The sequence below is a fragment of the Streptomyces sp. NPDC002403 genome (assembly GCF_053593015.1).
Map to the genome: position 1 here is coordinate 1 of NZ_JBSFBQ010000028.1, position 20,716 is coordinate 20,716.

Annotated in this window: 18 protein-coding genes; 11 read left to right on the forward strand and 7 right to left on the reverse strand. The window is 70.3% G+C overall.

The genetic code is table 11. From position 1 onward, the window contains the following. The first annotated feature begins 165 nt into the window (after nt 1-165). The 5 genes from ACWCPY_RS26655 to ACWCPY_RS26675 are packed head-to-tail and all read left to right on the forward strand — an operon-like array spanning nt 166 to nt 7,532. Entirely contained in the window at nt 166-669 is a 504-nt protein-coding gene (locus ACWCPY_RS26655; RefSeq protein WP_451269011.1) for a hypothetical protein, read from the forward strand. Next, the gene (locus ACWCPY_RS26660) at nt 639-2,057 is read left to right on the forward strand and encodes a hypothetical protein (protein ID WP_451269013.1); all 1,419 of its coding nucleotides are present in this window, start codon (nt 639-641) and stop codon (nt 2,055-2,057) included. Before ACWCPY_RS26655 ends, ACWCPY_RS26660 begins: the two co-directional genes overlap by 31 nt. After that, nucleotides 2,054-3,583, forward strand: coding sequence for a VWA domain-containing protein (locus ACWCPY_RS26665; RefSeq protein WP_451269015.1), 1,530 nt, complete (start codon nt 2,054-2,056; stop codon nt 3,581-3,583). The genes ACWCPY_RS26660 and ACWCPY_RS26665 overlap by 4 nt, the downstream gene beginning before the upstream one ends. Nucleotides 3,584-3,618: 35 nt before the next feature. After that, nucleotides 3,619-4,731: an ATP-binding protein gene (locus ACWCPY_RS26670; protein WP_266734547.1), complete on the forward strand. Its 1,113-nt coding sequence runs from the start codon at nt 3,619-3,621 to the stop codon at nt 4,729-4,731. Then, nucleotides 4,728-7,532: a hypothetical protein gene (locus ACWCPY_RS26675; protein WP_451269017.1), complete on the forward strand. Its 2,805-nt coding sequence runs from the start codon at nt 4,728-4,730 to the stop codon at nt 7,530-7,532. The genes ACWCPY_RS26670 and ACWCPY_RS26675 overlap by 4 nt, the downstream gene beginning before the upstream one ends. A 103-nt stretch (nt 7,533-7,635) precedes the next feature. On the opposite strand, the gene ACWCPY_RS26680 is transcribed toward ACWCPY_RS26675, so the two are convergent. Genes ACWCPY_RS26680 through ACWCPY_RS26690 form a run of 3 tightly spaced genes read right to left on the reverse strand, consistent with a single transcriptional unit; the run spans nt 7,636 to nt 9,416 of the window. After that, entirely contained in the window at nt 7,636-8,385 is a 750-nt protein-coding gene (locus ACWCPY_RS26680) for a hypothetical protein (protein WP_451269019.1), read from the reverse strand. Between the two features lie 49 nt (nt 8,386-8,434). Continuing rightward, on the reverse strand, nt 8,435-8,872 hold the full coding sequence (locus ACWCPY_RS26685) for a GNAT family N-acetyltransferase (RefSeq protein ID WP_451269021.1): 438 nt from the start codon (nt 8,870-8,872) through the stop codon (nt 8,435-8,437). A 52-nt stretch (nt 8,873-8,924) separates the two neighbouring features. Further along, nucleotides 8,925-9,416 carry a GNAT family N-acetyltransferase gene (locus tag ACWCPY_RS26690; protein WP_451269023.1) on the reverse strand — a complete coding sequence of 164 codons (492 nt, stop codon included), beginning with the start codon at nt 9,414-9,416 and terminating at the stop codon, nt 8,925-8,927. Nucleotides 9,417-9,442: 26 nt separating this feature from the next. Here ACWCPY_RS26690 and ACWCPY_RS26695 point away from each other — a divergent pair, with 26 nt between their 5' ends. The 4 genes from ACWCPY_RS26695 (at nt 9,443) to ACWCPY_RS26710 (ending at nt 14,770) form a co-directional block, all read left to right on the forward strand. Further along, the gene (locus ACWCPY_RS26695; protein ID WP_451269025.1) at nt 9,443-9,964 is read left to right on the forward strand and encodes a CGNR zinc finger domain-containing protein; all 522 of its coding nucleotides are present in this window, start codon (nt 9,443-9,445) and stop codon (nt 9,962-9,964) included. A 138-nt stretch (nt 9,965-10,102) separates the two neighbouring features. Continuing rightward, nucleotides 10,103-10,912 (forward strand): aminoglycoside N(3)-acetyltransferase, encoded by an 810-nt coding sequence (locus tag ACWCPY_RS26700; protein WP_451269027.1) that lies wholly within the window; start codon nt 10,103-10,105, stop codon nt 10,910-10,912. Nucleotides 10,913-11,338: 426 nt separating this feature from the next. Further along, nucleotides 11,339-12,115 carry a VOC family protein gene (locus tag ACWCPY_RS26705; protein ID WP_451269029.1) on the forward strand — a complete coding sequence of 259 codons (777 nt, stop codon included), beginning with the start codon at nt 11,339-11,341 and terminating at the stop codon, nt 12,113-12,115. A gap of 333 nt (nt 12,116-12,448) precedes the next feature. Next, on the forward strand, nt 12,449-14,770 hold the full coding sequence (locus ACWCPY_RS26710) for an ATP-binding protein (protein ID WP_451269031.1): 2,322 nt from the start codon (nt 12,449-12,451) through the stop codon (nt 14,768-14,770). 413 nt (nt 14,771-15,183) lie between these two features. Here ACWCPY_RS26710 and ACWCPY_RS26715 read toward each other — a convergent pair whose 3' ends face one another. Both ACWCPY_RS26715 and ACWCPY_RS26720 read right to left on the reverse strand, forming a co-directional pair. Then, nucleotides 15,184-15,684, reverse strand: coding sequence for a DUF1203 domain-containing protein (locus ACWCPY_RS26715; protein ID WP_451269033.1), 501 nt, complete (start codon nt 15,682-15,684; stop codon nt 15,184-15,186). 135 nt (nt 15,685-15,819) lie between these two features. Continuing rightward, entirely contained in the window at nt 15,820-16,407 is a 588-nt protein-coding gene (locus ACWCPY_RS26720; protein ID WP_451269035.1) for a TetR/AcrR family transcriptional regulator, read from the reverse strand. Between the two features lie 58 nt (nt 16,408-16,465). On the opposite strand from ACWCPY_RS26720, the gene ACWCPY_RS26725 reads away from it, so the two are divergent. Together ACWCPY_RS26725 and ACWCPY_RS26730 are read left to right on the forward strand one after the other, a co-directional pair. Continuing rightward, entirely contained in the window at nt 16,466-17,302 is an 837-nt protein-coding gene (locus ACWCPY_RS26725) for an alpha/beta fold hydrolase (protein WP_451269037.1), read from the forward strand. Between the two features lie 156 nt (nt 17,303-17,458). Then, nucleotides 17,459-18,235, forward strand: coding sequence for a hypothetical protein (locus ACWCPY_RS26730; RefSeq protein WP_451269039.1), 777 nt, complete (start codon nt 17,459-17,461; stop codon nt 18,233-18,235). 120 nt (nt 18,236-18,355) lie between these two features. On the opposite strand, the gene ACWCPY_RS26735 is transcribed toward ACWCPY_RS26730, so the two are convergent. Beyond that, nucleotides 18,356-19,963, reverse strand: coding sequence for an MDR family MFS transporter (locus ACWCPY_RS26735; protein WP_451269041.1), 1,608 nt, complete (start codon nt 19,961-19,963; stop codon nt 18,356-18,358). 97 nt (nt 19,964-20,060) lie between these two features. After that, a complete protein-coding gene (locus ACWCPY_RS26740; RefSeq protein ID WP_451269043.1) occupies nt 20,061-20,666 on the reverse strand; it encodes an acyl-CoA-like ligand-binding transcription factor in 606 nt (201 codons plus the stop codon). Nucleotides 20,667-20,716: the final 50 nt, after the last annotated feature.

A 20,716-nucleotide genomic window follows, 5' to 3' on the forward strand; every position in this document is an offset into this window, starting at 1 on the left:
CCGGACAGAACAACTTGAGGACAGCCCAGCAGGGCGTCAGTCAGTGCCCGAGCCACGGCCACCGGAACCTGAGTATCAGCATCAATGTCAGTGCCCGCAGGTAAGTTCGATCGTGTCCTGCCGTTGTGGCGCGGAAGTCGCCATGGTGCACATAGGAGTGGTGCGTTGTCAGACTGGGAGAGGTCGAGCACGGCACGGGTGACAGCACCCGCACGACCGCGCAAGCTTGCCAAGGTCCCGTTCGTCGAGCTGGCCGACGGACGCCTGCAGGGTGTGGTGTCCAGCGGCTCGGACATCGGGCGGGTCTATGTGTCGTCGGTCGCCGCCGGTACGTACACGTTCGCCTGCAGCACCAACAACAACCGGCCCTGCGGCGGCGCGCGGGGCTCGTTCTGCAACCACATACGGGCGCTGATCAACGAGGCGGTGCTGCAGTACGGTGCCGAGCGCGTCGCCCGCTACCTGAGAGTCGAGTCCGCGGACGGGGAGCCGAACGCGCACAGCATCACCGCCGGCATGAGCGACACACGTCCGCCGCAGGGTGACACCAAGGCCGCCGCACCCGTATTCAGCCGGTTCCTGCGCCACCTCGCCTACCTGGAACTCACCCCGACCACCTCACCGCTGCCGGAGATGCAGTGGTTCCCGAGCACCAGGGCGGTGGCCTGATGCGCGCCGGCCCGCTCTCGGAGACCATCGCCGGACTCGACGAGGCCCTGACGGCTGTCGACGCCTTCGACCAGGCGCTCGTCGCCGGTCTGCTCCGTCCACAACCCGCCCAGAACGCCGGGTTGACGGGACTCGCCCACGCGGTCGCCGGGACCCCGCTCGCAGCAAGGGTCGCCGAGGCGGCGGAGAAGGCGGCGGGCGGAGCCGCGAGCGAGGACCACTTCGTCGCCCTCGCAGCGGCCCGCACCGCACTCCTCGGCTCCGCCCATGACGCGCTGATGGCCCGCATCGAGGAGGCGACCGGCCGGCCCCGCCACGAGGAGACCGTCCCGCAGCCCGCCGGACAAGAAGCGGTGAACCTGCTCGCCGCTGCCCGCTCCTGGCTGTCCGACCTGGCGCGCTCCGGTTGGCAGGGCATCGACCACGATGTGGTCTCCGGGGCGTCGCCGGTCGTCTCCGCCATGCTCCTGGACCCCGCGCTGCGCCGCCTGGCGACGCTCCTCGACGGCTTCGCCGCCGAACTGGCCGCGTCCTGCCCGGGTGCTTCACTGGAGAGAATCCCGGCACGCCGCTGGGCCGACCTGTGGTCCCGCGCACTGCTGCTGACCCTGCCCGGTGCGGCCGATGTGCCCGTGGTGGGGACGGTCACCGGCCGTCTTCTGCCCCTCGGCGTCGACGTCCAAGAACACGCGACGGCCGTACAGGCCCAGGTTCACGCCGTCTTCGAGCCCGCGGACGGCGGCACGCCGCGCCTGGTGCGTGCCGGGGCCGCGGTGCCGAAGCCGGACACGGTCGTCGGAGCGGGTCTGTGGCAGCTGCTCCGCCCGCACATGTCGCTGCTGGCCGCCGTCGGCGAAGGCCGCTCGATGGACCTCACCGACATGCCGGTCACCGCCGAGGGTGACCTCGTCTGGGACGACGGGCACGCACGCCGGGGCAAGCCCGCCGACGCCTTCGCCACGGCCCGCGTCGCCCTGCCCACCGCCACCGCCGCGGCGACCGCACCTCTGGACCGGCATCCGGCGCGCATCGCCGTCCCTGTGTTCCTGGAGGGATACTCCTCCCACGAGGAAGGCGACGCACTGACGTTCACCCTCGCCGGAGGCCCGCTCGTCGTCGACACCGACCGCATACCGACCGCCGGCCCCCTCACTCCCGAGGCAGTCGCGGCATCCGGTGCGTGCATCGGACTGCTCCGCTGGGACGCCGGGACGTACCTCGTCCAGCCCCTGGCCGTCGAGACGACCGTACGGAAGAAGGCCGTCGCTGTTCACGCCGGGGGATGGGCCGGGGGCACGACCGACAAGGCCGGTGTGAAGGCCGAGAAGGCCGCCACCGATGCCGTGGCCGTGCTCCGGGAGCGTGCGGGAAGGCTGCTGCGGAAATGACGGAGCACACGACGGAACGAACCGCCGGGAACACCAACCCACAGAACCCGGACATCCAGCAGTGCCAGGAGGACGCGCAGAACCCGCAGAACCCGGAGATCCCGCTGAGCCGGGAGACTCCCCAGGCCCCGGAGGCGGACCCCGACGAGAACCGCCGACAGGTCCTGTACTGGCGGCTCCTCTCCCGCCTCTTCGACCAGGAGGAACAGGGCACGCTGGAATCCGCGAGCCTCGCCGTCGTCGAGAACATCGGCCTGCCCTCCGCGCTCCTGGACCCACAGGCATCCGTCGACTCGGTCGTCCAGCGCCACCCGGAGCTGGCTGCCGAGTTCGACGGGCTGATGGCACCCGCCCCGGATCCCGACGGAGACGGCACACGCGACCGGGCCGCTGAGGTACGACGGGCGGCGCTGGTGTCGAAGGTGCTGCTCAATGTCTTCGCCTCGGCCCCGGGCACGGTCACCGCCGGACAGCTGGCACGCTGGCAGTCCGACGCGGGCTGGCTGGAACGCGCGCTCGGCTGCAAGCCGGGCGAGCTGCGCGGCGGCCGTGCCGGGGGAAGGGCCGCAGGGCCGGGGGTCAGCCCGACGGGGACCGGCGGTGGCGGCACGAACCCCGACCTCGGCCGGCTGATTCCGGCAATCGGCCCGGAACTCGGCAGCATCGAGGCCGAGCTCGTCAAGCGGATGCGCCTGCGCGAAGTGCTGGCCGACCCCGCGCTCGCCGCGCAGCTGACCCCGAGCATGTCACTGATCGAACAGCTGCTGCGCGACAAGAACAACCTCTCGGGCGTGGCCCTCGCCAATGCCAAGGACCTCATCCGCCGCTTCGTCGACGAGGTCGCCGAAGTGCTGCGCACACAGGTGGAGAAGGCCACGGTGGGCGCCCTGGACCGCTCCGTCCCGCCCAAGCGGGTCTTCCGGAACCTCGACCTCGACCGCACGATCTGGAAGAACCTCACCAACTGGAGCCCGGAGGAGGAGCGGCTGTACGTCGACCGCCTCTACTACCGGCATACGGCCCGCAAGACGACACCCCAGCGGCTGATCGTCGTCGTCGACCAGTCGGGCTCGATGGTCGACTCCATGGTGAACTGCACCATCCTGGCGTCGATCTTCGCCGGGCTGCCGAAGGTGGACGTCCACCTCATCGCCTACGACACACAGGCCCTCGACCTCACACCGTGGGTGCACGACCCCTTCGAGACCCTGTTGCGCACCAACCTCGGGGGAGGCACCGACGGCACGGTGGCCATGGCACTGGCCCAGCCGAAGATCGCCGAGCCCCGCAACACCGTCGTGGTGTGGATCTCCGACTTCTATGAATGGCAGACCGAGCCGCTGTTCGAGAGCATGGCCGCCATCCACCGCTCGGGAGCCAAGTTCATACCGGTCGGCTCCGTCACCAGCTCCGGCCGCGGCAGTGTCAACCCGTGGTTCCGCGAACGCTTCAAGGACCTCGGTACGCCGGTGCTCTCCGGCCACATCCGCAAGCTCGTCCACGAGCTCAAGACCTTCCTCGCTTAGACGCTCAACGCTCATTCGCTCAGAAAGGCCCTGTCATGTCCGACTTGTTGCGCGCCCCCGCCGAGATCAAGTACGCCGAGGAACTGGAGTGGCTGGAGTCCATCGACGACAACCCCAAGCCCTTCTCCTGGCGGCTGTCCCCGAAGATGGTCCGCCTGTTCGTCCTGGGCTCCGAGCGCTCCGACGGCCTGGACCGGGAGATCTCGCAGAAGTGGTACGGCGACCGCAGTTTCGTCGAGCGCTCCATCGTCACGCTCGCCTCGGACCGCGGCCTGCTGCTCATAGGTGACCCCGGCACGGGCAAGAGCTGGCTGGCCGAGCTGCTGTCCGCCGCGATCTGCCGCAACTCGACACTGGTCGTGCAGGGCACGGCCGGCACGACCGAGGACCACATCAAGTACTCCTGGAACGTGTCGATGGTCATCGCCAAGGGCCAGTCGCGGGAATCGATGATCCCCTCGCCGATCATGACCGCGATGGAGTCCGGTGCCATCGGCCGCTTCGAGGAACTCACCCGCTCCACCAGCGACGTGCAGGACGCGCTGATCTCGATCCTGTCCGAGAAATACATCTCGGTTCCCGAACTGGACAGCGACAGCATCGTCTTCGCCAAGCCCGGCTTCTCGATCATCGCCACCGCGAACAGCCGTGACCGAGGCGTCAACGACCTGTCCTCGGCGCTCAAGCGCCGCTTCAACTTCGTCCGGATCCCGGTGGTGACGAACAAGAAGAGCGAGGTGGAGATCGTCCGCTTCCGCACCGAGGAACTGCTGCGCCGTCACCAGATCGAACTCGAAGTGCCGCCCACGCTCCTCGACGTACTGCTGCAGAGCTTCGCCGACCTGCGAGCCTCGGCCGCCGCGGCCGGCAGCGACGACGAGAAGCTGGAGTCCGCGCTGTCCACCGCGGAACAGATCGGTGTGCTCGAGGACGCGGTGCTGCACAGCAACTTCTTCGGTGAGCGCGCCCTGACCGCCCGCACGCTGGCCTCTTCACTTGTCGGGTCGCTGGCCCGGCGCGAGCCCGAGGACCTGGCCATCCTCAACAAGTACCTGCACGGTGTCGTCGAGCCGCGCAGCAAGGAAGAGGGCGGGTCCTGGCCGGAGTTCCTGGAGGGCGGCCGCGACGCGATCGCCACCCTGTCATGAGCGGCGGCGCCCACGAAGGAACCTTCGAGGGACTGCGTGCCCAGCTCCAGGAGGCCGCCGCGACATTCGCCGACGGGCCCGACGCCCTGGAGGGCATCCTTCTCGGTATCGTCGACGACGTGGACCACGCGGTCCGCGAGCCGCTCGAAATCTTCCCGGTCTGTCATCACTCGCCCGCCTCGGCGATCGCCATGGCCTGCCGCCTGCGGGAGAAACAGCCCAAGGTGGTGTACCTGGAGCTGTGCGAGGACATGGCACCGCTGCTGACCGAACTGCGCAACTGCAAGCTCCCGGTGGCGGTCCAGTCGTTCGCGACCGATGTCGACGGCTTCCCGGCCGAGTGGTCCCCGCTGTCGGTGGTCGCACCGATCACCGAGGCCTCCGCCGAATACCAGGCGATCGCCTACGCACTGGACACACCGGGCGTCGAGCTGGTCCTCGTCGACCGCTCCTCGGACCACGTCTTCCAGTGGGACACGCAAGGAACGGCGACGCCCGAGCCGGCCGATCCGGATGCCCCGCCCGTCGAGGAGGAGGCCGCGCTGCACGGCGACGCTGTCGGCGTGGAGATCGGCGACCTGCGACCGCGCTTCGCCGAACTGGAGGAGCACCTGCTGCGCCACGGCAAGGTGCGGCACTGGTCGGAATGGTGGCACCAGTACGTCGAGCTGCCGCTCGGCGACAGCGACCACGACACCTACCGCCAGGTCATGCTCCTGATCGGAAGCCTCTTCCGGCGACTGGCGCCCGGCGATCCCCAGCGGGTCCGCGTGGACGAGGACCGCGAACGCTACATGTGGACCAGGATGCGCGAACACCTGGCCGCCACCGGTGCCGACGCCGCGGACTGCCTCTACGTCTGCGGCGCGTTCCACGCGGCCAGCCGCGTCGCCGAGTTCGGCGTCCACGGTACCGACACCTTCGAGATCGGCCCGCCCACCGCCACCACCTGGCAGCACGGTCTGATTCCGTCCAGCCATGCGGCGATCGAGGCGCAATTCGGTCTCGCCGCAGGCTCGGTGTCGATCGCCGCGACCGTGTGGGCCAAGAACATCAAGCGCGCACGAGTGGAGCCGTACCGCCTGGCGGGACAGGCGGGTGCGAAGAAAACGAGGGCCAAGAAGGCCGTGGCCGCGGTGGATCCCGTACCGGATCTCCCGCCCTCGGACAAGCTGACCGGCTTCCTGCAGCAACCACCCGCCCTGGACCGGCTGGACGAGGCCGAACTGCTCGGCTGGTCGGTGGAGATCGTGCGCGCCGCGCGCCGCAACGGCTACCTCTCCTCCACCGCGGACGCCATCGCGGTGTTCGAGACGTCGATCCTGCTGGCCGGAATGCGCGATCGGGCCAGGCCCACGCCGTACGACTTCCAGGACGCCGCCGTCACCTGCATCGAGAAGGACACCGTGCCCGGCCGGCGCGATGTGCGGCGCCTCGTGGAGATCATGATGGGCGGCGACCGGGTCGGCCAGGTCGGCTACGACGCGCTGCCGCCCCTGGCCCGCGACGTGCACGACCGCCTCGCGCCGCTCGGCCTGAAGCTCCAGCAGAGCGGCGTCAAGCGAGCACTGCTGGACATCGCCTCCCAACCGGAACTGCAGCGCTGCTCCGACGTGTTGTGGATGCTGCGCCACCTGATGCCACAAGGCGCCGCACGCCCGATCATGGGCGAGCGGAAGCTGGGGGAGCGGCCGATCCAGGAATCGTGGGACCTCGCGCTCGGCACCCACCAGCGGGCGCTCATCGAGCTCGGTTACGAGGGCGTCAGCATCGAGCAGGTGCTGGAGCAGCGCCTGCGCCGTACGGCGTACGACCGGCGCGCCACCGCGGCGACCGTCCTGGAGACCGTCGAGGACGCGACGCTGTACCTGCGCAGCCGTCGTCTCGCCGACGAACTGGGCACACACGCCCTGGAGGTGCTGTCGGCCGAGCGCAGTGTCGACGGCGCGCCGGAAGTACTGCGCCGTGTACGGAGGCTGCTGGCGTACTACCGCACCAGCGAGCCGGTGCTGCCGCCCTGGATCGAGTCCTTCGTCAAGGCCGGGTACGCCCACTACTGCACCCTGCTGCCGACGGCGTTCACCGACGAGGACGCCACCGTTCGCCAAGTGGCTGCCATGCTGGGCTTCCTGTTCAGCATGGAGAGCCTCGCGCTGTCGCTGGGATGCGACCGGACCCAACTGGAACTGGCGGTGGGCCAGTCGCATCCGGAGGAGCCGGCGAAGACGGCTCTGCTGTGGGCGGCCCAGGTGCAGCTCGGGCGCCTCTCCCGTGCGGACCTCCGCGCGAGGTGCGACGAACTGCTGGGCAACCCTTTGGTAGTGCCTGCCTATCCGCGCTACCTCAGCGGCTTCGTACAGGCGCTGGATCCCGTCCCGGGCCTCACCGACTTCGTGGTGGAGACGGTGTCGAACGCGTTCGGACGGCTGCCGGACCCGGTGCTCCTGCCGTGGCTGCCCACCCTGATCACCACTTTGCGATCGGGCGGCTCGGAGCTGGCCCCCCTGCTGATCCGTGAGGCCGGGCGGACCTTTCCCGGCCGGCTCGCGGCGCTGGACTCGTGGGTGCCACCGTGGCGGGCGCGGCCGGAGCCGGAGGTGGTGCGTCCGTCACACCGGGCGGAAGGCGGCCACGGTTGCGCGCTGCTTGCCGCGCATCCTGCGACGTGCGATGCGGTGGCGAGTCTGCTGGGTTGCGAAGGGGAGTGGGAGACGACGGATTCCGGCCCGGCAGGCGTGGCACTGACCGGCCGCCATCCGGAGACGGCAGCCGCGCTGGAGGCGCTGCTGGCCGGCACATGAGCTGGGGCATCGAGGCCCACGCGGCGGCCCCGCTGACGATGGCAGCAGTCCGCGACACCCAAGGACAGCCGGCTGTGCAGCAGCCGGCTGCCCTCGGGCCGGCTCAGTGCACCTCGCCGCACCGAGCCGGGTGGATGACGGCACCCGCCGCGCAGGGACCCGAAAGGGACGTTCCTGCCAGCCGCAGACATGCTTCGCCGGTCTCGTGGTCCACGGGGTATTCGAGAGCGACCGACGCCAACCGTGCCGTTCCACCCGAATGATGAATCTCTCCGCCTGGCGGGGGCGTCGGGATCCGGCCGCCCAGCACACCGAGAGCGAGCGTGTCGTTCCCGGCCACGACTGCTTCGTGGACCTCGAAGCGCCAGTGCTCGTCGCTGTTCTCCATCAGGGACAGTCCAGGCCTGCCCAACGCCGAGACCGGTGCACGCCGCTGTCGAACGAGTACGGCGACGGCGCAGCACAGCGGGGTGGCAAGACGACCGTCAACAGCGGTGGTGCGGTCGAAGCCCGCGAACGGCAGCGATTCCATCATGTCGCCGAGCAGGGTCAACGCCGCCCGACGTGCCGGAGCGAAGTCGTGCCGCTCGGCAATGTCGAGCAGGAACGGCGCCGCCACCACGGCGGCCGGGAACACCGCCCCCATGTGACCCCACAGCACAGCACCGCCGGCCAGAAAGGATGTGGCGGCGGCGACCTGCGGCAGACTTCCGGCAGCGGCCAGGGCGAAGAGCCCATCGCGCGGGCTCGGAAGGTCACACCACTCGGCATGACCCCGATGCGCCCGTGTCATGCGCAATCCCGGTGTCGGGATCGAGCGCCAATCCACCGCATCCAACTCGTCGAGGAGCATGCCCACATGGTCGCACCCACGCACCCTCGGTCCCGGGAGTGCCCGCCTCCTACGGCCGTACCACGAACCGGTGGACCGTGGAATCGCGGGCCTGGAATCCCAGCCGCTCGTACAGTCGATTCGCCGCCTGCCGGGAAGGGCGCGAGGTGAGATCGACCGTCCGGACCCCGGCCGCCTCGGCCAGGCGCAGTGCCTCCTGCGTCAACACCGCTCCCACGCCGTGCCCCCGGGCCGTCTCGTCGACCACGACATCCTCGATGCGGCCCCGCAGTCCGGACGGCAACGGAAACACGATCAGAGTCAGCATGCCGATCGCTCGGCCATCGACCCTGGCCAGGAGCAGTGTGTTGGCGTCGCTGTGCAACAACCCGGTCACCGCCTCCCGGTCGGGCGCGCCGGCCGACCTCGAGAGCTGGGGCAGGAGGCGGGAGACTGCTTCGACCACTTCATCGGTCGCCTCGCGGACGACCTCCACTTCGACGCTCATGGACGTGACCCTACCGACGAGCCCCGCAAGGGCGGGGATGGCGGCCCATCGGTCACGGGCGCCAGTACAGCGACGGGTCGGGGTGGTCGGTGAAGCCGAGCTCGCGGTAGAGCGGTTCCCCTTCGGAGGAGGCGTGGAGGTCGACTCGGGCGACGTCGCTCTCCCGGAACCAGCCGAGCAGGCCACGCATGACAGAGCGGCTGTGACCGAGCCGCCGGTAACCCGGGTCGGTGATCACACCGATCACCTGTCCGATCCGGCCATTGCGCAGGTGGGGGCCTGGCAGCCGTTGCTCGATCGTGCCGATGCCACAGGCGGCGAGGCCGATCTCACCGTCCACGACCAGGATGCGTACGGCATCCGCGGTCAACTGCTCCTTCAGCACCACGGCCAGGGCGTCCAGCCAGTCGTCGCCGCCCGACACGGGGCTGAAGAACTCGCCGCCGAGGTTCTCGAAGAGCATCGCCCGCAGCCGTACGAGCTCCGGAATGTCGCTCTCCACCGCTTGCCGTGCTGCGTCGTGGTCTCCAGTGCGCTGTCTCATGCCGGCCACACTGATGTAATGACCTTATGCATCTCAACCCTTACGGCGAGGATGTGGTGAACCTCGCCGCGGATCTGGCCAACCGGCGCCCGGCCGACCCCGGGGAACTCGCGGACCGCTGCCGCGCGGCAGGCCTGGTGGTGGAACTCCCGGTCACGCCGCAGGACCTCGTGCGCACCGGAGAAGTCCTGGACGCGTGGGAGAGGGCCGTCGATGCCGACGACGAGCACGAGCGCGCCGAACTGCTCAACCGGATGCTGGCGGCCGCCGCCGCCTTCCCGCGGCTGACCGACCACGCCGGAGACGGCTGGCACCTGCACTTCCGCGACGACCGGCAGCCGCTCGGCTCCCTGCTGTTCTCGCTGATCTCCGTCGGCACCGCACTGCACCTGGCGGGGCGGGGCATGCACCGGCTGCGGCGCTGCGCCGTGACCGAGTGCACCACGATCTTCGCCGACACCTCCCGCACCGGGCGGCAGCGCTACTGCTCCCAGCGGTGCGCCAACCGCGACGCGGTACGTCGACACCGCGCGCGAGCCGCCCCCTGACCGTATGGGGGCCGCGACGGGGTACCCCCGGCCCCATCGGGGACGGGCCCGGGCGGCGGGGCCTGCCGCACCGCGTACGTTCCAGCCGGTCCGAAATCCGGTGGCCCGGGTGCGCCGACGCACGGACACTGACTGGTTATGCCTACCAAGCCCTCAACCGGCCCGATGTGTACCCGTGAATCGCTCGCCTCCGACCTCCGCACGCTGGGCCTGCGCCCCGGTGAGACCCTCCTGGTGCACTCCTCGCTACGCTCGCTCGGCTGGGTCTGCGGCGGTCCCGCCGTCGTCGTCACGGCGCTGCTCGACGTTCTCGGCGACGCCGGGACGCTGGTGGTGCCGACCCACTCCGGTGGCAATTCCGATCCGGCGGACTGGGGGAACCCACCCGTGCCCGAGGCGTGGTGGGCGGACATCCGGGCCTCGATGCCTCCCTTCGACGCCCGGATCACTCCCACCCTCGGCGTCGGCGTCATCCCGGAGACCGTCCGCAACTGGCCCGGCGCCGTCCGCAGTTGCCATCCGCAGACGTCCTTCGCGGCGGTGGGCCTGCGTGCCGCCGCGATCGTCGACGGCCACGCACTCGACTGCCGGCTCGGCGATCACAGTCCGCTCGCCCGGCTGGAGGCAGGCGGGGCGCGGGTACTTCTCCTGGGCGCAGGCTTCGACTCCTGTACGGCGTTCCACCTGGCCGAATACCGGATCTTGTCGCCGCAGGAGGACAACTCCTTCGCCGTCATGACCCCGCAGGGCCGCCAATGGGTGACCGTACGCGATGTCTCGATCTCTTCGGACCGTTTCGACGAGCTGGGTGCGGCCTTCGAGAAGGAACATCCGGTGGTACGCGGCGCGGTGGGTGGTGCGGCGGCCCGGCTGTTCGACCTGGCGGACGCCGTCGCCCACGCCGAGAGCTGGCTGCCCGAACACCGGCCGCACACTGCCACGACCTGATCGCAACGGCGCCGTTTCCGGGCGCCGTCAAGTCCTTTTGTTGCTGGTGAGGAGCGCTTCGGCCGGTGGCGGCGCGGGATCGGGCGCGAGGGATCGGGTGCTGAGATGCGGGGGAGAGCCCCGGGGTACACCGTTGGATCACGAACTCGACCCCGCCGATCGCCGTGCATCCGCGTCACCGGCCGGGGTACACCGTGCGACGCTCGGTCACGGGGACGGGGACGAGTCCGTCGGCCTGGCCCGTTCCGGCCTCGATGTGCTGCTCTTCACGGAGCGGGCCGACCCCGAAGAACCGGAGGCGATGCTCGGCCCGAGTATCAGAGGATCGCGGAACTCACGGCGGACCGTGGCTACGTGGGGAGCCGTTCGCGCAGGTCGAGGCGGAGCCGGTGAGCCAATGGCGGCGGGAAACCGAAGGAGCATCGAATGGCGGCCCTCGGAAGGATCAGGCCCGTGAGCGGAGCTCCCTGTTGGGTCAGTCTGCCGACAGGCGATCTGCGTGCGGCCCAGACCTTCTACGTTGACGTCATGGGCTGGGAGTTCGTTGCCAGCGCCCTCGGCAGCAACTTCTGCGTGGCCATGGAGCACGGTCGGCCCGTCGCCGGGATCGGCTGCTGCTCTCCCGCCGCCAGACCGCCCGCCGTCTGGATCCCGTACTTCGCGGTGGACGACGCCGACGAGACCGCGGACCGGATCAGGGAGCGCGGTGCCACGCTCGCCGTCGGGCCCGTGAAACTGGGCGTGGGCCGTGCGGCGATCGCCGCCGACCGTGACGGGGCCGTCTTCGGCTTCTGGGAAGGCACGACCCTTGCCTGGTCGGTGGGGCAGGGCAGCGCCCCCGCACGGCTGGACCTCCAGACCCGACATGCCTTCGAGGCCGCAATCTTCTACGCGGAGATCTTCGGCTGGGCCGAACCGCCCGGCAGCTGCACGGTCGACTACGCGCAGGAGCACGTACGCGTGCAAGCCGAAGGGCGCACGGTCGCCACCCTGCGCGGCGGAGGCATCGAAACCGCCGCGGACCCCAGAATCAGGCCCCGTTGGATCGTCGACTTCCGCGTCGAGGACAGCGCACGGGCTGCGGCCGCCGCCGTCGATGCCGGGGGCGAATCGTCATTGGTTCCCGCACGCGACGGGCCTTCCAAGGACGCCTTCATCATCCGTGACCCGGACGGCGCGCTCTTCACCGTGTCCGGCCCATGACACCGACCGCCGTGCCGCCGATCCCGGCCGGCGCGACGCACGCGGCCCGGGAACAACAGGGCGATTCCGGGGCCGTGGGAGACGCGCCCGGCACGCCGTCGGCCGCGCCCGAAGAAGCCGTCCGGTCTCGACCACGTCCGGGCGGATCCTTGGTGCCCGCTTCCCATTTCCCGCTCCCCGACCCCCTGCACACCTCTCCCCTCCCAAACCCTCACAATGCCTGCATAACCTCCTATACCTCGACCACGCTCCGAAGTCGCCCCTCTACACTGTGCTGAAATCTCGGCTGACATCTCGCGGAGAAGCGAGGTACTTGAGCATCACGGGGGCCCCATGGGATTCGGCTTCGGGCAGCGGCGCAGTGGGCAACCCCCTGGCGAGCGGACCAGTTTCGTCGGACGTGCCGAGGAGATCGCACTGATTCAGGCGGCCTTCCGCGAGGCGCGGCTCGTCACCCTGGTGGGCCCTGGTGGCGTCGGCAAGAGCCGCACCGCGCTGCGCGCGGCGGAGGGGCTGCGGGAACGGTTTCCGGATGGGGTGTGGCTGGCGGAGCTGTCGGCCCTGTCCGATCCGGAGCTGGTCCCCGCGACCCTCGCCACCGTGCTGGGGGTCCCGGAACACGCCGGGATGCAACCCCTGGACGCGGTCGTCGCCCACCTCCAGGGGCAGCAGCTGCTCATCGTGCTCGACACCTGCGAGCACATGGTCGACGCATGCGCCGTACTCTGTGACGTCCTCCTGCGCGAGGCCGCCGAGGTATGCGTCCTGGCCACCAGTCGGCAGCCGCTCGATCTGGCCGACGAGCAGACGATGCCGATCGCCCCGCTCGGAGTGGGCGACGCTCTGGAGCTGTTCGCACAGCGAGCCGCCCGCGTACTGCCGGGCTGGGCCGTCACCGAGTCCAACCGGGTGCAGACCCTGGCGCTGGTGGAACGGCTCGACAGGATTCCGCTCGCGCTCGAACTGGCCGCCGTGCGTCTGCGCGTCGCACCGCTGGGCGAGTTGGTGGCCCGGCTGGACCGCCGGTTCGAGGTGTTCACCGGCGGGCAGCGTGCCGCCTGTGCCCGCCATCAGACACTGCGTACGACCATCGGCTGGTCCTACGAGCTCTGCACCCCGGCGGAGCGGTTGCTGTGGGCGCGCCTGTCCGTCTTCGCCGGGCCTTTCGAGCTGTCGGCCGCGGAACGGGTCGGCGGGGGTGACGGACTTCCGTCGGACGCGGTCCTGGAGGCGCTGTTCGGCCTGGTGGACAAGTCGGTCGTACAGCGTGTCGGCGAGGACGGCGCGCGCTACCGGCTGCTGGACACGATCCGCGAATACGGTGCCGAGCGCCTCGACGAGGACAGCAGCGCGGCCTGCGTACGCGGACGGCACTTCGAACACCATCGCGATACGGCCGCCCGCCTGTGGAACCAGCTGATCACGCCCGCCCAGGCAGAGCTGCACCAGGTGGTGCGCAGTCAGATCGCCGACATCCGGGCCGCGATGAAGTACGCCTTCACTGCCGCGGGCAGCGCTGCGGAGGGGCTGAGCCTCGCTGTGCGGCTCGCCCCGCACTGGAGGGCGACCGGCACCCTCTCCGAGGGGCGGTACTGGATCGACAAGGGGCTCCGTCTGGTGCCCGAGGACTGCGCGGAGCGGGCCTGGGGTCTGTTCATGACCGGAGTGTTCGCGACCTGGACCGCCGATCTCGCAGAGGCGCCGACCTTCTTCCAGCAGGCGCGGGAGTCGGCGCTGAACTGCGACGAACAGCGCGTGGCGCTGTTCACGGAACCGTACATCGGAGCGATGCGGGCGCTGTGCGGCGAGATCGACGAGGGACTGGCCGAGCTGGAGCAGGGGCGTCGCAGGATCGTCGCCGTGGGCGACTTGCTGGGCATCAGCATGGTCCATTACGAAGGCGCGCTGCTGCGGGCGGTGCTCGGGGACACCGACGGGGCCCTGGAACTGTGCGAGTTGGGGCTGGCCCATCTGAACGGCACGGGTGACCGTCAGTTCTACGGCTCCACGCTCATGGCGCAGGGCCTCATTCTCTGGCTCGCCGGACGCCACGAGGAAGGTGCCGAGGCGCTGCGGCAGGCCCTGGACGCCATGAGCGAGATCGGTGACGTGCTGGTCGCGGCACTCTGCTGCCTGGGCCTGGCCTGGCATGCCGCACAGCAGGAACGCCATGCGAGGGCGGCGTGGCTGCTGGGGTACGCGGAAGGCGCACGGCGGCTGAGTGGCGACCCGGTGGCCATGCTGACATCCGTGCTGGAACAGCAGGAGGCAACCCGCGACGCCGTGCGGGAGGCGCTGGGAAACGCGGAGTACGAACGATGGCACGGTGTGGGTGCGCGGTTGTCGGGGACCGAGATCCTGGAGGCGGTGCGGGCGGACAGCGACAGACCGCCGACGGCACCGCGTCTGCCCCGCGGCCGGCGGGAGCCCATGGCAACCGAGGAGCTCACCCCGCGGGAACGGGAGGTCGCCGCACTGGTCGCGCAAGGACTGTCCAACCGGGAGGTCGCCGAGCATCTCGTGATCTCCAAGCGGACCGCGGACACACACGTCGAGCGCATTCTCACCAAGCTCGACATCGATTCGCGCACGGAGATCTCACCGGTGCTGAAAGCCCGGGCCACGGCTTCGCCGCAGCCGCGCCGCGGCGAGTGACCGCCCGTTTCGGAACCGCCCGGAGCACAAGGCGCCGACACGGCGGTACGTATGCCCGTCCGGCCTCCGGTACGTATGCCGACGCCGGGCGGGTGACGGGGGCCGACCGCACAGATACGTGTACCGACCTGCGATTCAACGCCCCTCGGGGGACCGTGCCGTGCGGCAGGCTGGGCGTGCCGCTGGGGGCATGGAGCATCTGCACAGCATGGGTGGGTGCGGCTGTCGTAGGCCCGAGTGCTCCCGACCCCAGCGGCGCCGGAACCATGTGCCCGCGCTGTCGGCGGTGCAGGCGCATGATTCCGGCCGCTGAGACCTACGCCCGGGCGGGAGAGCGGGGAGGCCCTGATGGAGGCGTGAAGGCAGGCGGCTCACCCTCGGGCGTATCCCGGCGGCCCGGCTCCGAGCCTCGCCTACTGTCGGCGGATCTCGACCATGAAACAGCCGAATTCCACTGCGCGGACGTGCACCAGGGCCACCGCCGGATCGGCGAACACCTCGTGCAACGCGTGGTCCACCTCGGTGGCCCGATCCCTGGGGATCTCGATCAGCCGCCCACCGAGGATGTGCCCCTGAGCGCTGTAGGCGCGCAGCACCCGGCGGGCACCGTGCAGTTCGACCGGATAGCCGGGGCCGGAAGCCGGCCCGCCGCACTCCTCGGCGTGAACGAACACCGGACCGCACTCGTCGTACGGGCCCGGCTCGGCACCGGCCTCCACCGCCCAGCGACGCAACGGCGCGTAGGAGACGAGGACAATCCGCTCACCTGCCTCGCTGTGCCGCAGACAGCAGCGCAGCGGGGCACCGCCTTCCGGATCGGTGACGGGTGTCCGGGTGCGACCGGCGTCGTCCTGTTCCCGCAGTTGCTTCAGCACGGCTGCGTCGATGGCCCGCGCCTCATATGTCGTGGTCATGGCTCCAGCATCCGCGGACGTGCGCTCCCGGGCTGGCGGAAATCCGACATCGCGCTGAGGGTGCCGGTGCCTCCATGGCCACCACCTGACACCGCCTCCGGTCCGGCTGCTGCTCCCGCTGCCCGCCGGCAACGCTCAGCCGGATCCCAGGGCGTCGCGGACGATGGCGGCGGAGGCACGGGCGGCGGTGTGGACCGGGGCCGTGTCGTGGGCCGCACGGGCGAGCATGAAGGCCCCTTCCAGCAGGGCGATCACCGAACCCGCGGTGTCCCGGGCGTCGTCCGCCTCCATGCCCGCACCGGCGTAGAAGCCGGCGAGGGCATCGATCCACGAGGCGAAGACCTCTGCCGTCGCGCTGCGCAGGCCCTCGTGCGTACTGGCGACCTCCAGGGCCACGGTGGCGATCGGGCACGGGTCCGTGAAGTCCAGCTCCCGGAGAGTCTCCGCGGCGCCCGCGAAGGCGGCGGCGGTCGCGGTGGCCGGATCGGCCTCCGGGTCGGCGAAAAGGCGGCCGATCAGCTCCAGGTAGCCGGCTCCGGAGGTGCGGACCACCTCCTCGCCGAGCTGGGCCTTGCCACCGGGAAAGAAGTGGTATGCCGAGCCGTAGGGAGCCCCGGCCTCCGAGACGATCTGCTTCATGCCGGTCGCCGCGTAACCCTGGCGCCGGAAGAGTTCGGTGGCGGCGGTGACGATCCGCTGCCTGGTGTCGCCGGTGGTCCTCATGCCGGATAGTCTCTCACTAGATCGGTCTATCAAGTAGCGGTCACGGGGAGGCCACGCGATGCCGGAGATCGAACTGGGCGCCGGAACCATCGAATACACCGACACCGGGAACGGCACGGGCGGGACCGTGGTGCTCGTCCATGGGCTCGCCTTCGACGAGTCGGTCTGGGACACCCTCGTGGAAGACCTGCGCGAGGATTTCCGTGTGGTGGTTCCCGTACTGCCGCTCGGCAGCCACCGCCGCCCGATGCGGCCGTCCGCGGACCTGTCGGCCCAGGGCGTGGCGGACCTGCTCGCCGAGTTCCTGGAACGGCTGGACCTGCGCGAGGTCACGCTGGTGCAGAACGACGCGGGCACGGCCCAGCTCCTGCCCGGCGTGCGCGACGAACGCATCGCCCGACTGGTGCTCACCTCCTGCGAGGCGCTCGACAACTACCCGCCGGGTGTCCAGGGCCGCACCCTGGTGGCCGCGAGCCGCGTGCCGGGCGGCCTGTTCCTGCTCCTCCAGTCCTTCCGGGTCCCTTTCCTGGCCGCCATGGGCAGCTCGCTGGGCGGCATGACAGCGCGCGGGATCCCGTACGAGCGGGTGCGCCGCTGGTACCGGCCGCTGCTGACCGACCGGGCGATCCGCCGGGACCTCGCCCGCTTCCTGCGCTCCACGCAGAAGGACACCTATCTGCGGGCCGCCGAACGGCTGCGGCACTTCGACCGGCCCGCGCTGGTGGCCTGGGGTGCGGAGGACCGGATGATGCCGTCCGAGACCGGCCGACGCCTCGCCGGACTGCTGCCGCAGGGGCGATACGTCGAGATCCCCGGGGCCGGAACGCTGGTCCCCCTGGACAACCCGGCGGCACTCGCCCGCGAACTGCGGAGGTTCATCGGGGAGAGCGGCTGAGGGCAGGAGGCCGTGGGTCCCTGCCGGTGCCGTTTCCTCGTGCCGTCCGGTGCGGCGCCGATTCACTAGGCTGTACGGAGCTTCACCGCGGCGGGGAGGAGCCGCCACCCCGCAACCGCTTCGTCGGTACGCCCCAGCCCGAAAAGAGGAAGCACCGTGTCCTTCGCTCCCCTCGGCCGGCACAACGGCGAGCACAGCGACTACTGCAACACCAGTCTGTGCTGCCGCTGCCAGCAGCGGAACTGGACGACCCAGCAGGGCAACGAGCGGCTCTGCGGCCTGTGCGCGGCCTGCTGCCGTGAATGCGGCAGGGCGCCGGCACCCCACCTGGACGGGCTCAACGACGGGATCTGTGTGGACTGCCGCGGACTCTGCATCCGCTGCCACAACCCACTGCCCGACGGAGGCGTCTGTCACTGCCAGCAGTGGAAACAGAGTCCGGGCAGCGACCCGATGCGCTTCATCATGCAGGGCTTCCCCCAGCCACTGCTCCAGGCCCTAGGACACCGGGTACCCCGCACCCTCCCCGACATCCTGTTCGAGGAGCTCGCGCACCGGACGGCCGCCCAGCTCCTCGACCGCGTCGAAAGGCGCTGGAGCAACCGCTGGTCCCACGCGATCCACGAACGCGACGAGGAGAACCGCCGCCGCTGGGCACCCCAGGAGATCGCCGAGGCCCTGGTGAGCCCCGGCGCCTGCTCGAACCGGGCGTGCGAGGACGGCTACCTCCTCGCCGACGGCGCGCCCTGCCCGTACTGCCGGCAGCCGGCCCACCGCTTCGTACCCGCCACCGCCGACGCGGTCTCCACCTCGGAGCATGCGCGAGCGACCGCCGCGCAGATCCGGCAGGCGCTCATCGGCAACCGTTCCGCCGGGAGGAAACCCGAGCGAGGGGCGCAGCCGGGCTCCCGGCCGGCTGCGCCCGCGGGCTGAACCGGAGAAGGACGCAGGCCGCCGTGCGCGGCACGTCCTCACGCGTACGCCTCGTCCTGCGCGTCCGCGGAGTCCGGCCGGTCACAGCGGCCTGTGTCCTTCTCCGCGTACCCTCCGGGCTCAGTGCGCCGGGGTGGCCGGGGTCTTCGCCGCGGCGGCGTTCTCCTGAGCGAGCCGTTCCATGCCGCTCTGCGTCTTGAGCGGCTTCTCCTTGATGAACAGCACCGCGACCAGGGCGAGCAGCGCGAAGGGGGCTCCGATCAGGAAGACGTCCGCGGTCGCGACCCCGTACGCGTGCTCGACCACCTGCCGGGCCGGTTCGGGAAGGGTGGACAGGTCGGGGACACCGTGGCCGGCGCCTCCGTTGTCCGCCGCACCGCCGAAGCCCTTCGCCATCTCGCTCGCCACCCGGTGGCTGAGCACGGCGCCGAGCGCGCTCGTGCCGATCGCCCCGCCGAGGCTGCGGAAGAACGACAGCACCGAGGTCGCCGCGCCGAGCTCCGCGGCGGGTACGTCGTTCTGGGCCGCCAGCACCAGGTTCTGCATCAGCATGCCGACGCCGACGCCGAGCACCACCATGTAGACGCTGAGCAGCCCGAACGAGGAGTCCGCGCTGATCGTGGAGAGCAGGCCCATGCCCGCGGTCATGATGATGCCGCCCGCGATCAGGAAGCCCTTCCACTTGCCCCGGGCGGAGATGATCTGCCCCGCAACGGTCGTGGAGATCATCAGACCGAGGATCATCGGCAGGCTCATCAGGCCCGCGACGGTCGGCGTCTTGCCGAGCGAGATCTGGAAGTACTGGGAGAGGAACACCGTGCCGCCGAACATGGCCACGCCGACCAGGAGGCTCGCCACGGTCGTCAGCGTCACGGTGCGGTTGCGGAAGATGTCCAGCGGGATGATCGGTTCCTGGACCCTGGACTCGACCAGCACCGCGACCGCCAGCAGGACCACACCCGTGGTGACCAGGGCGGCGGTCTGCCACGAAGCCCAGTCGAAGCGGTTGCCCGCGAGGGTCACCCACAGCAGCAGTGCGCTGACCCCGCTCATGATGAGGAGGGCGCCGAGGTAGTCGATCTTCACTTCCCTGCGGACCGTGGGCAGCTTCAGGGTCAGCTGGAGCAGCACGATCGCGAGCAGCGCGAACGGCACACCGATGAAGAAGCACCAGCGCCAACCGAGCCAGGAGGTGTCCACGAGTACACCGCCGATGAGCGGTCCCGCGACGGTGCCGACGGCGAACACGGCGCCGAAGATGCCGGAGTACCGGCCGAGTTCACGCGGCGGAATGATCGCCGCCATCACGACCTGGGCGAGCGCCGTGAGACCGCCCGCGCCGATGCCCTGCACCACACGGCTCACGATGAGCAGGCCGACGCTGTGCGAGAAGCCGGCGACGAGCGAGCCGACGATGAACATCGAGAGGGACAGCTGGATGAGCAGCTTCTTGTCGTAGAGGTCGGACAGCTTGCCCCAGATCGGGACGGTCGCCGTCATCGCCAGCAGCTCGGCGGTGACCACCCAGGTGTACGAGGACTGGCTGCCGTGCAGGTCGGCGATGATCCTGGGAAGTGCGTTGGAGACCACGGTGGACGCCAGGATGGCCACGAACATGCCGGCCATCAGGCCCGACATGGCCTGGAGTATGTGACGACGCGTCATGGCTGGTGCGGCCCCCTCGGGCGCACCGGCGGTACCGGATTCGGGTGTGACGGCAGCGCTCATCGGCTGGCGTTCCTCATTCTCTGGATTCTCGGTCGACCGGATGGTCGGGATGATTCGGTGATCGGGTGCGAGCCCGGTGGAGGCCCGGGGGCAGCCTTCAGTCGTTCAGACCGGCGGCCAGCGAGGCGAAAGCCTCGTGATAGATGCTCTGGAACGTACGGGTACGGCCGGAGGCCACCCAGAGCTCGACGGCGGCGCGCACGGCGGCGATCGCCACGTGCGCGAGCAGCCTCGGGTAGAGATCGGACTCGGGATCCTGGCCGAGTCGCTCCGCCACGGCAGCGATCAGTGCGCGCTCGTCCGCACCCTGGGCGGCCAGGAAGCCGGACAGCAGAGAGGGGCTCGTCCTGAGCACCGCCATCTGGAGTTCCCAGCGTTCGTGGTCCTCCTCGATGTGGGCCAGCTCCTGGCCGATCGCCTCGCGCAGGGCGATGAGCGCCGTGAGTTCGTCCGGCGCGTTGAGTACCGCCCGACGGGTCCGCTCGGCGTTGTCCTGGGCGGGGCGGGTGATCGCGTCCTCAAGGCACGGGAAGTAGTTGAAGAAGGTGCGCACGGATACGCCGACCGCGTCGGTGACCGCTTCCACGGTCACGTTCTCGATACCGCGGTCCGCGGCCATGCGCAGCGCGGCGTCGGCCAGGGCGTCACGCGTCGCGCGCTTCTTGCGTTCACGCAGCCCGAGAGGCGGGTCGGGGGCACTCATGAAGTGCATGCTATGCAAGTTTGCGTGTAGTGCAAAATTCTGGGGGCGGC

Bases quoted from the DNA above. Each gene is read 5' to 3' on its own strand.
- ACWCPY_RS26685 (WP_451269021.1), bottom strand. From the start codon at position 8,872: ATGAGCGTCGAAGTGGAGGTCGTCCGCGAGGCGACCGATGAAGTGGTC.
- ACWCPY_RS26670 (WP_266734547.1), top strand. From the start codon at position 3,619: ATGTCCGACTTGTTGCGCGCCCCCGCCGAGATCAAGTACGCCGAGGAA.
- ACWCPY_RS26700 (WP_451269027.1), top strand. From the start codon at position 10,103: ATGCCTACCAAGCCCTCAACCGGCCCGATGTGTACCCGTGAATCGCTC.
- ACWCPY_RS26680 (WP_451269019.1), bottom strand. From the start codon at position 8,385: ATGCTCCTCGACGAGTTGGATGCGGTGGATTGGCGCTCGATCCCGACA.
- ACWCPY_RS26705 (WP_451269029.1), top strand. From the start codon at position 11,339: ATGGCGGCCCTCGGAAGGATCAGGCCCGTGAGCGGAGCTCCCTGTTGG.
- ACWCPY_RS26695 (WP_451269025.1), top strand. From the start codon at position 9,443: ATGCATCTCAACCCTTACGGCGAGGATGTGGTGAACCTCGCCGCGGAT.
- ACWCPY_RS26725 (WP_451269037.1), top strand. From the start codon at position 16,466: ATGCCGGAGATCGAACTGGGCGCCGGAACCATCGAATACACCGACACC.
- ACWCPY_RS26690 (WP_451269023.1), bottom strand. From the start codon at position 9,416: ATGAGACAGCGCACTGGAGACCACGACGCAGCACGGCAAGCGGTGGAG.
- ACWCPY_RS26720 (WP_451269035.1), bottom strand. From the start codon at position 16,407: ATGAGGACCACCGGCGACACCAGGCAGCGGATCGTCACCGCCGCCACC.
- ACWCPY_RS26735 (WP_451269041.1), bottom strand. From the start codon at position 19,963: ATGAGCGCTGCCGTCACACCCGAATCCGGTACCGCCGGTGCGCCCGAG.
- ACWCPY_RS26665 (WP_451269015.1), top strand. From the start codon at position 2,054: ATGACGGAGCACACGACGGAACGAACCGCCGGGAACACCAACCCACAG.
- ACWCPY_RS26710 (WP_451269031.1), top strand. From the start codon at position 12,449: ATGGGATTCGGCTTCGGGCAGCGGCGCAGTGGGCAACCCCCTGGCGAG.
- ACWCPY_RS26740 (WP_451269043.1), bottom strand. From the start codon at position 20,666: ATGAGTGCCCCCGACCCGCCTCTCGGGCTGCGTGAACGCAAGAAGCGC.
- ACWCPY_RS26675 (WP_451269017.1), top strand. From the start codon at position 4,728: ATGAGCGGCGGCGCCCACGAAGGAACCTTCGAGGGACTGCGTGCCCAG.
- ACWCPY_RS26715 (WP_451269033.1), bottom strand. From the start codon at position 15,684: ATGACCACGACATATGAGGCGCGGGCCATCGACGCAGCCGTGCTGAAG.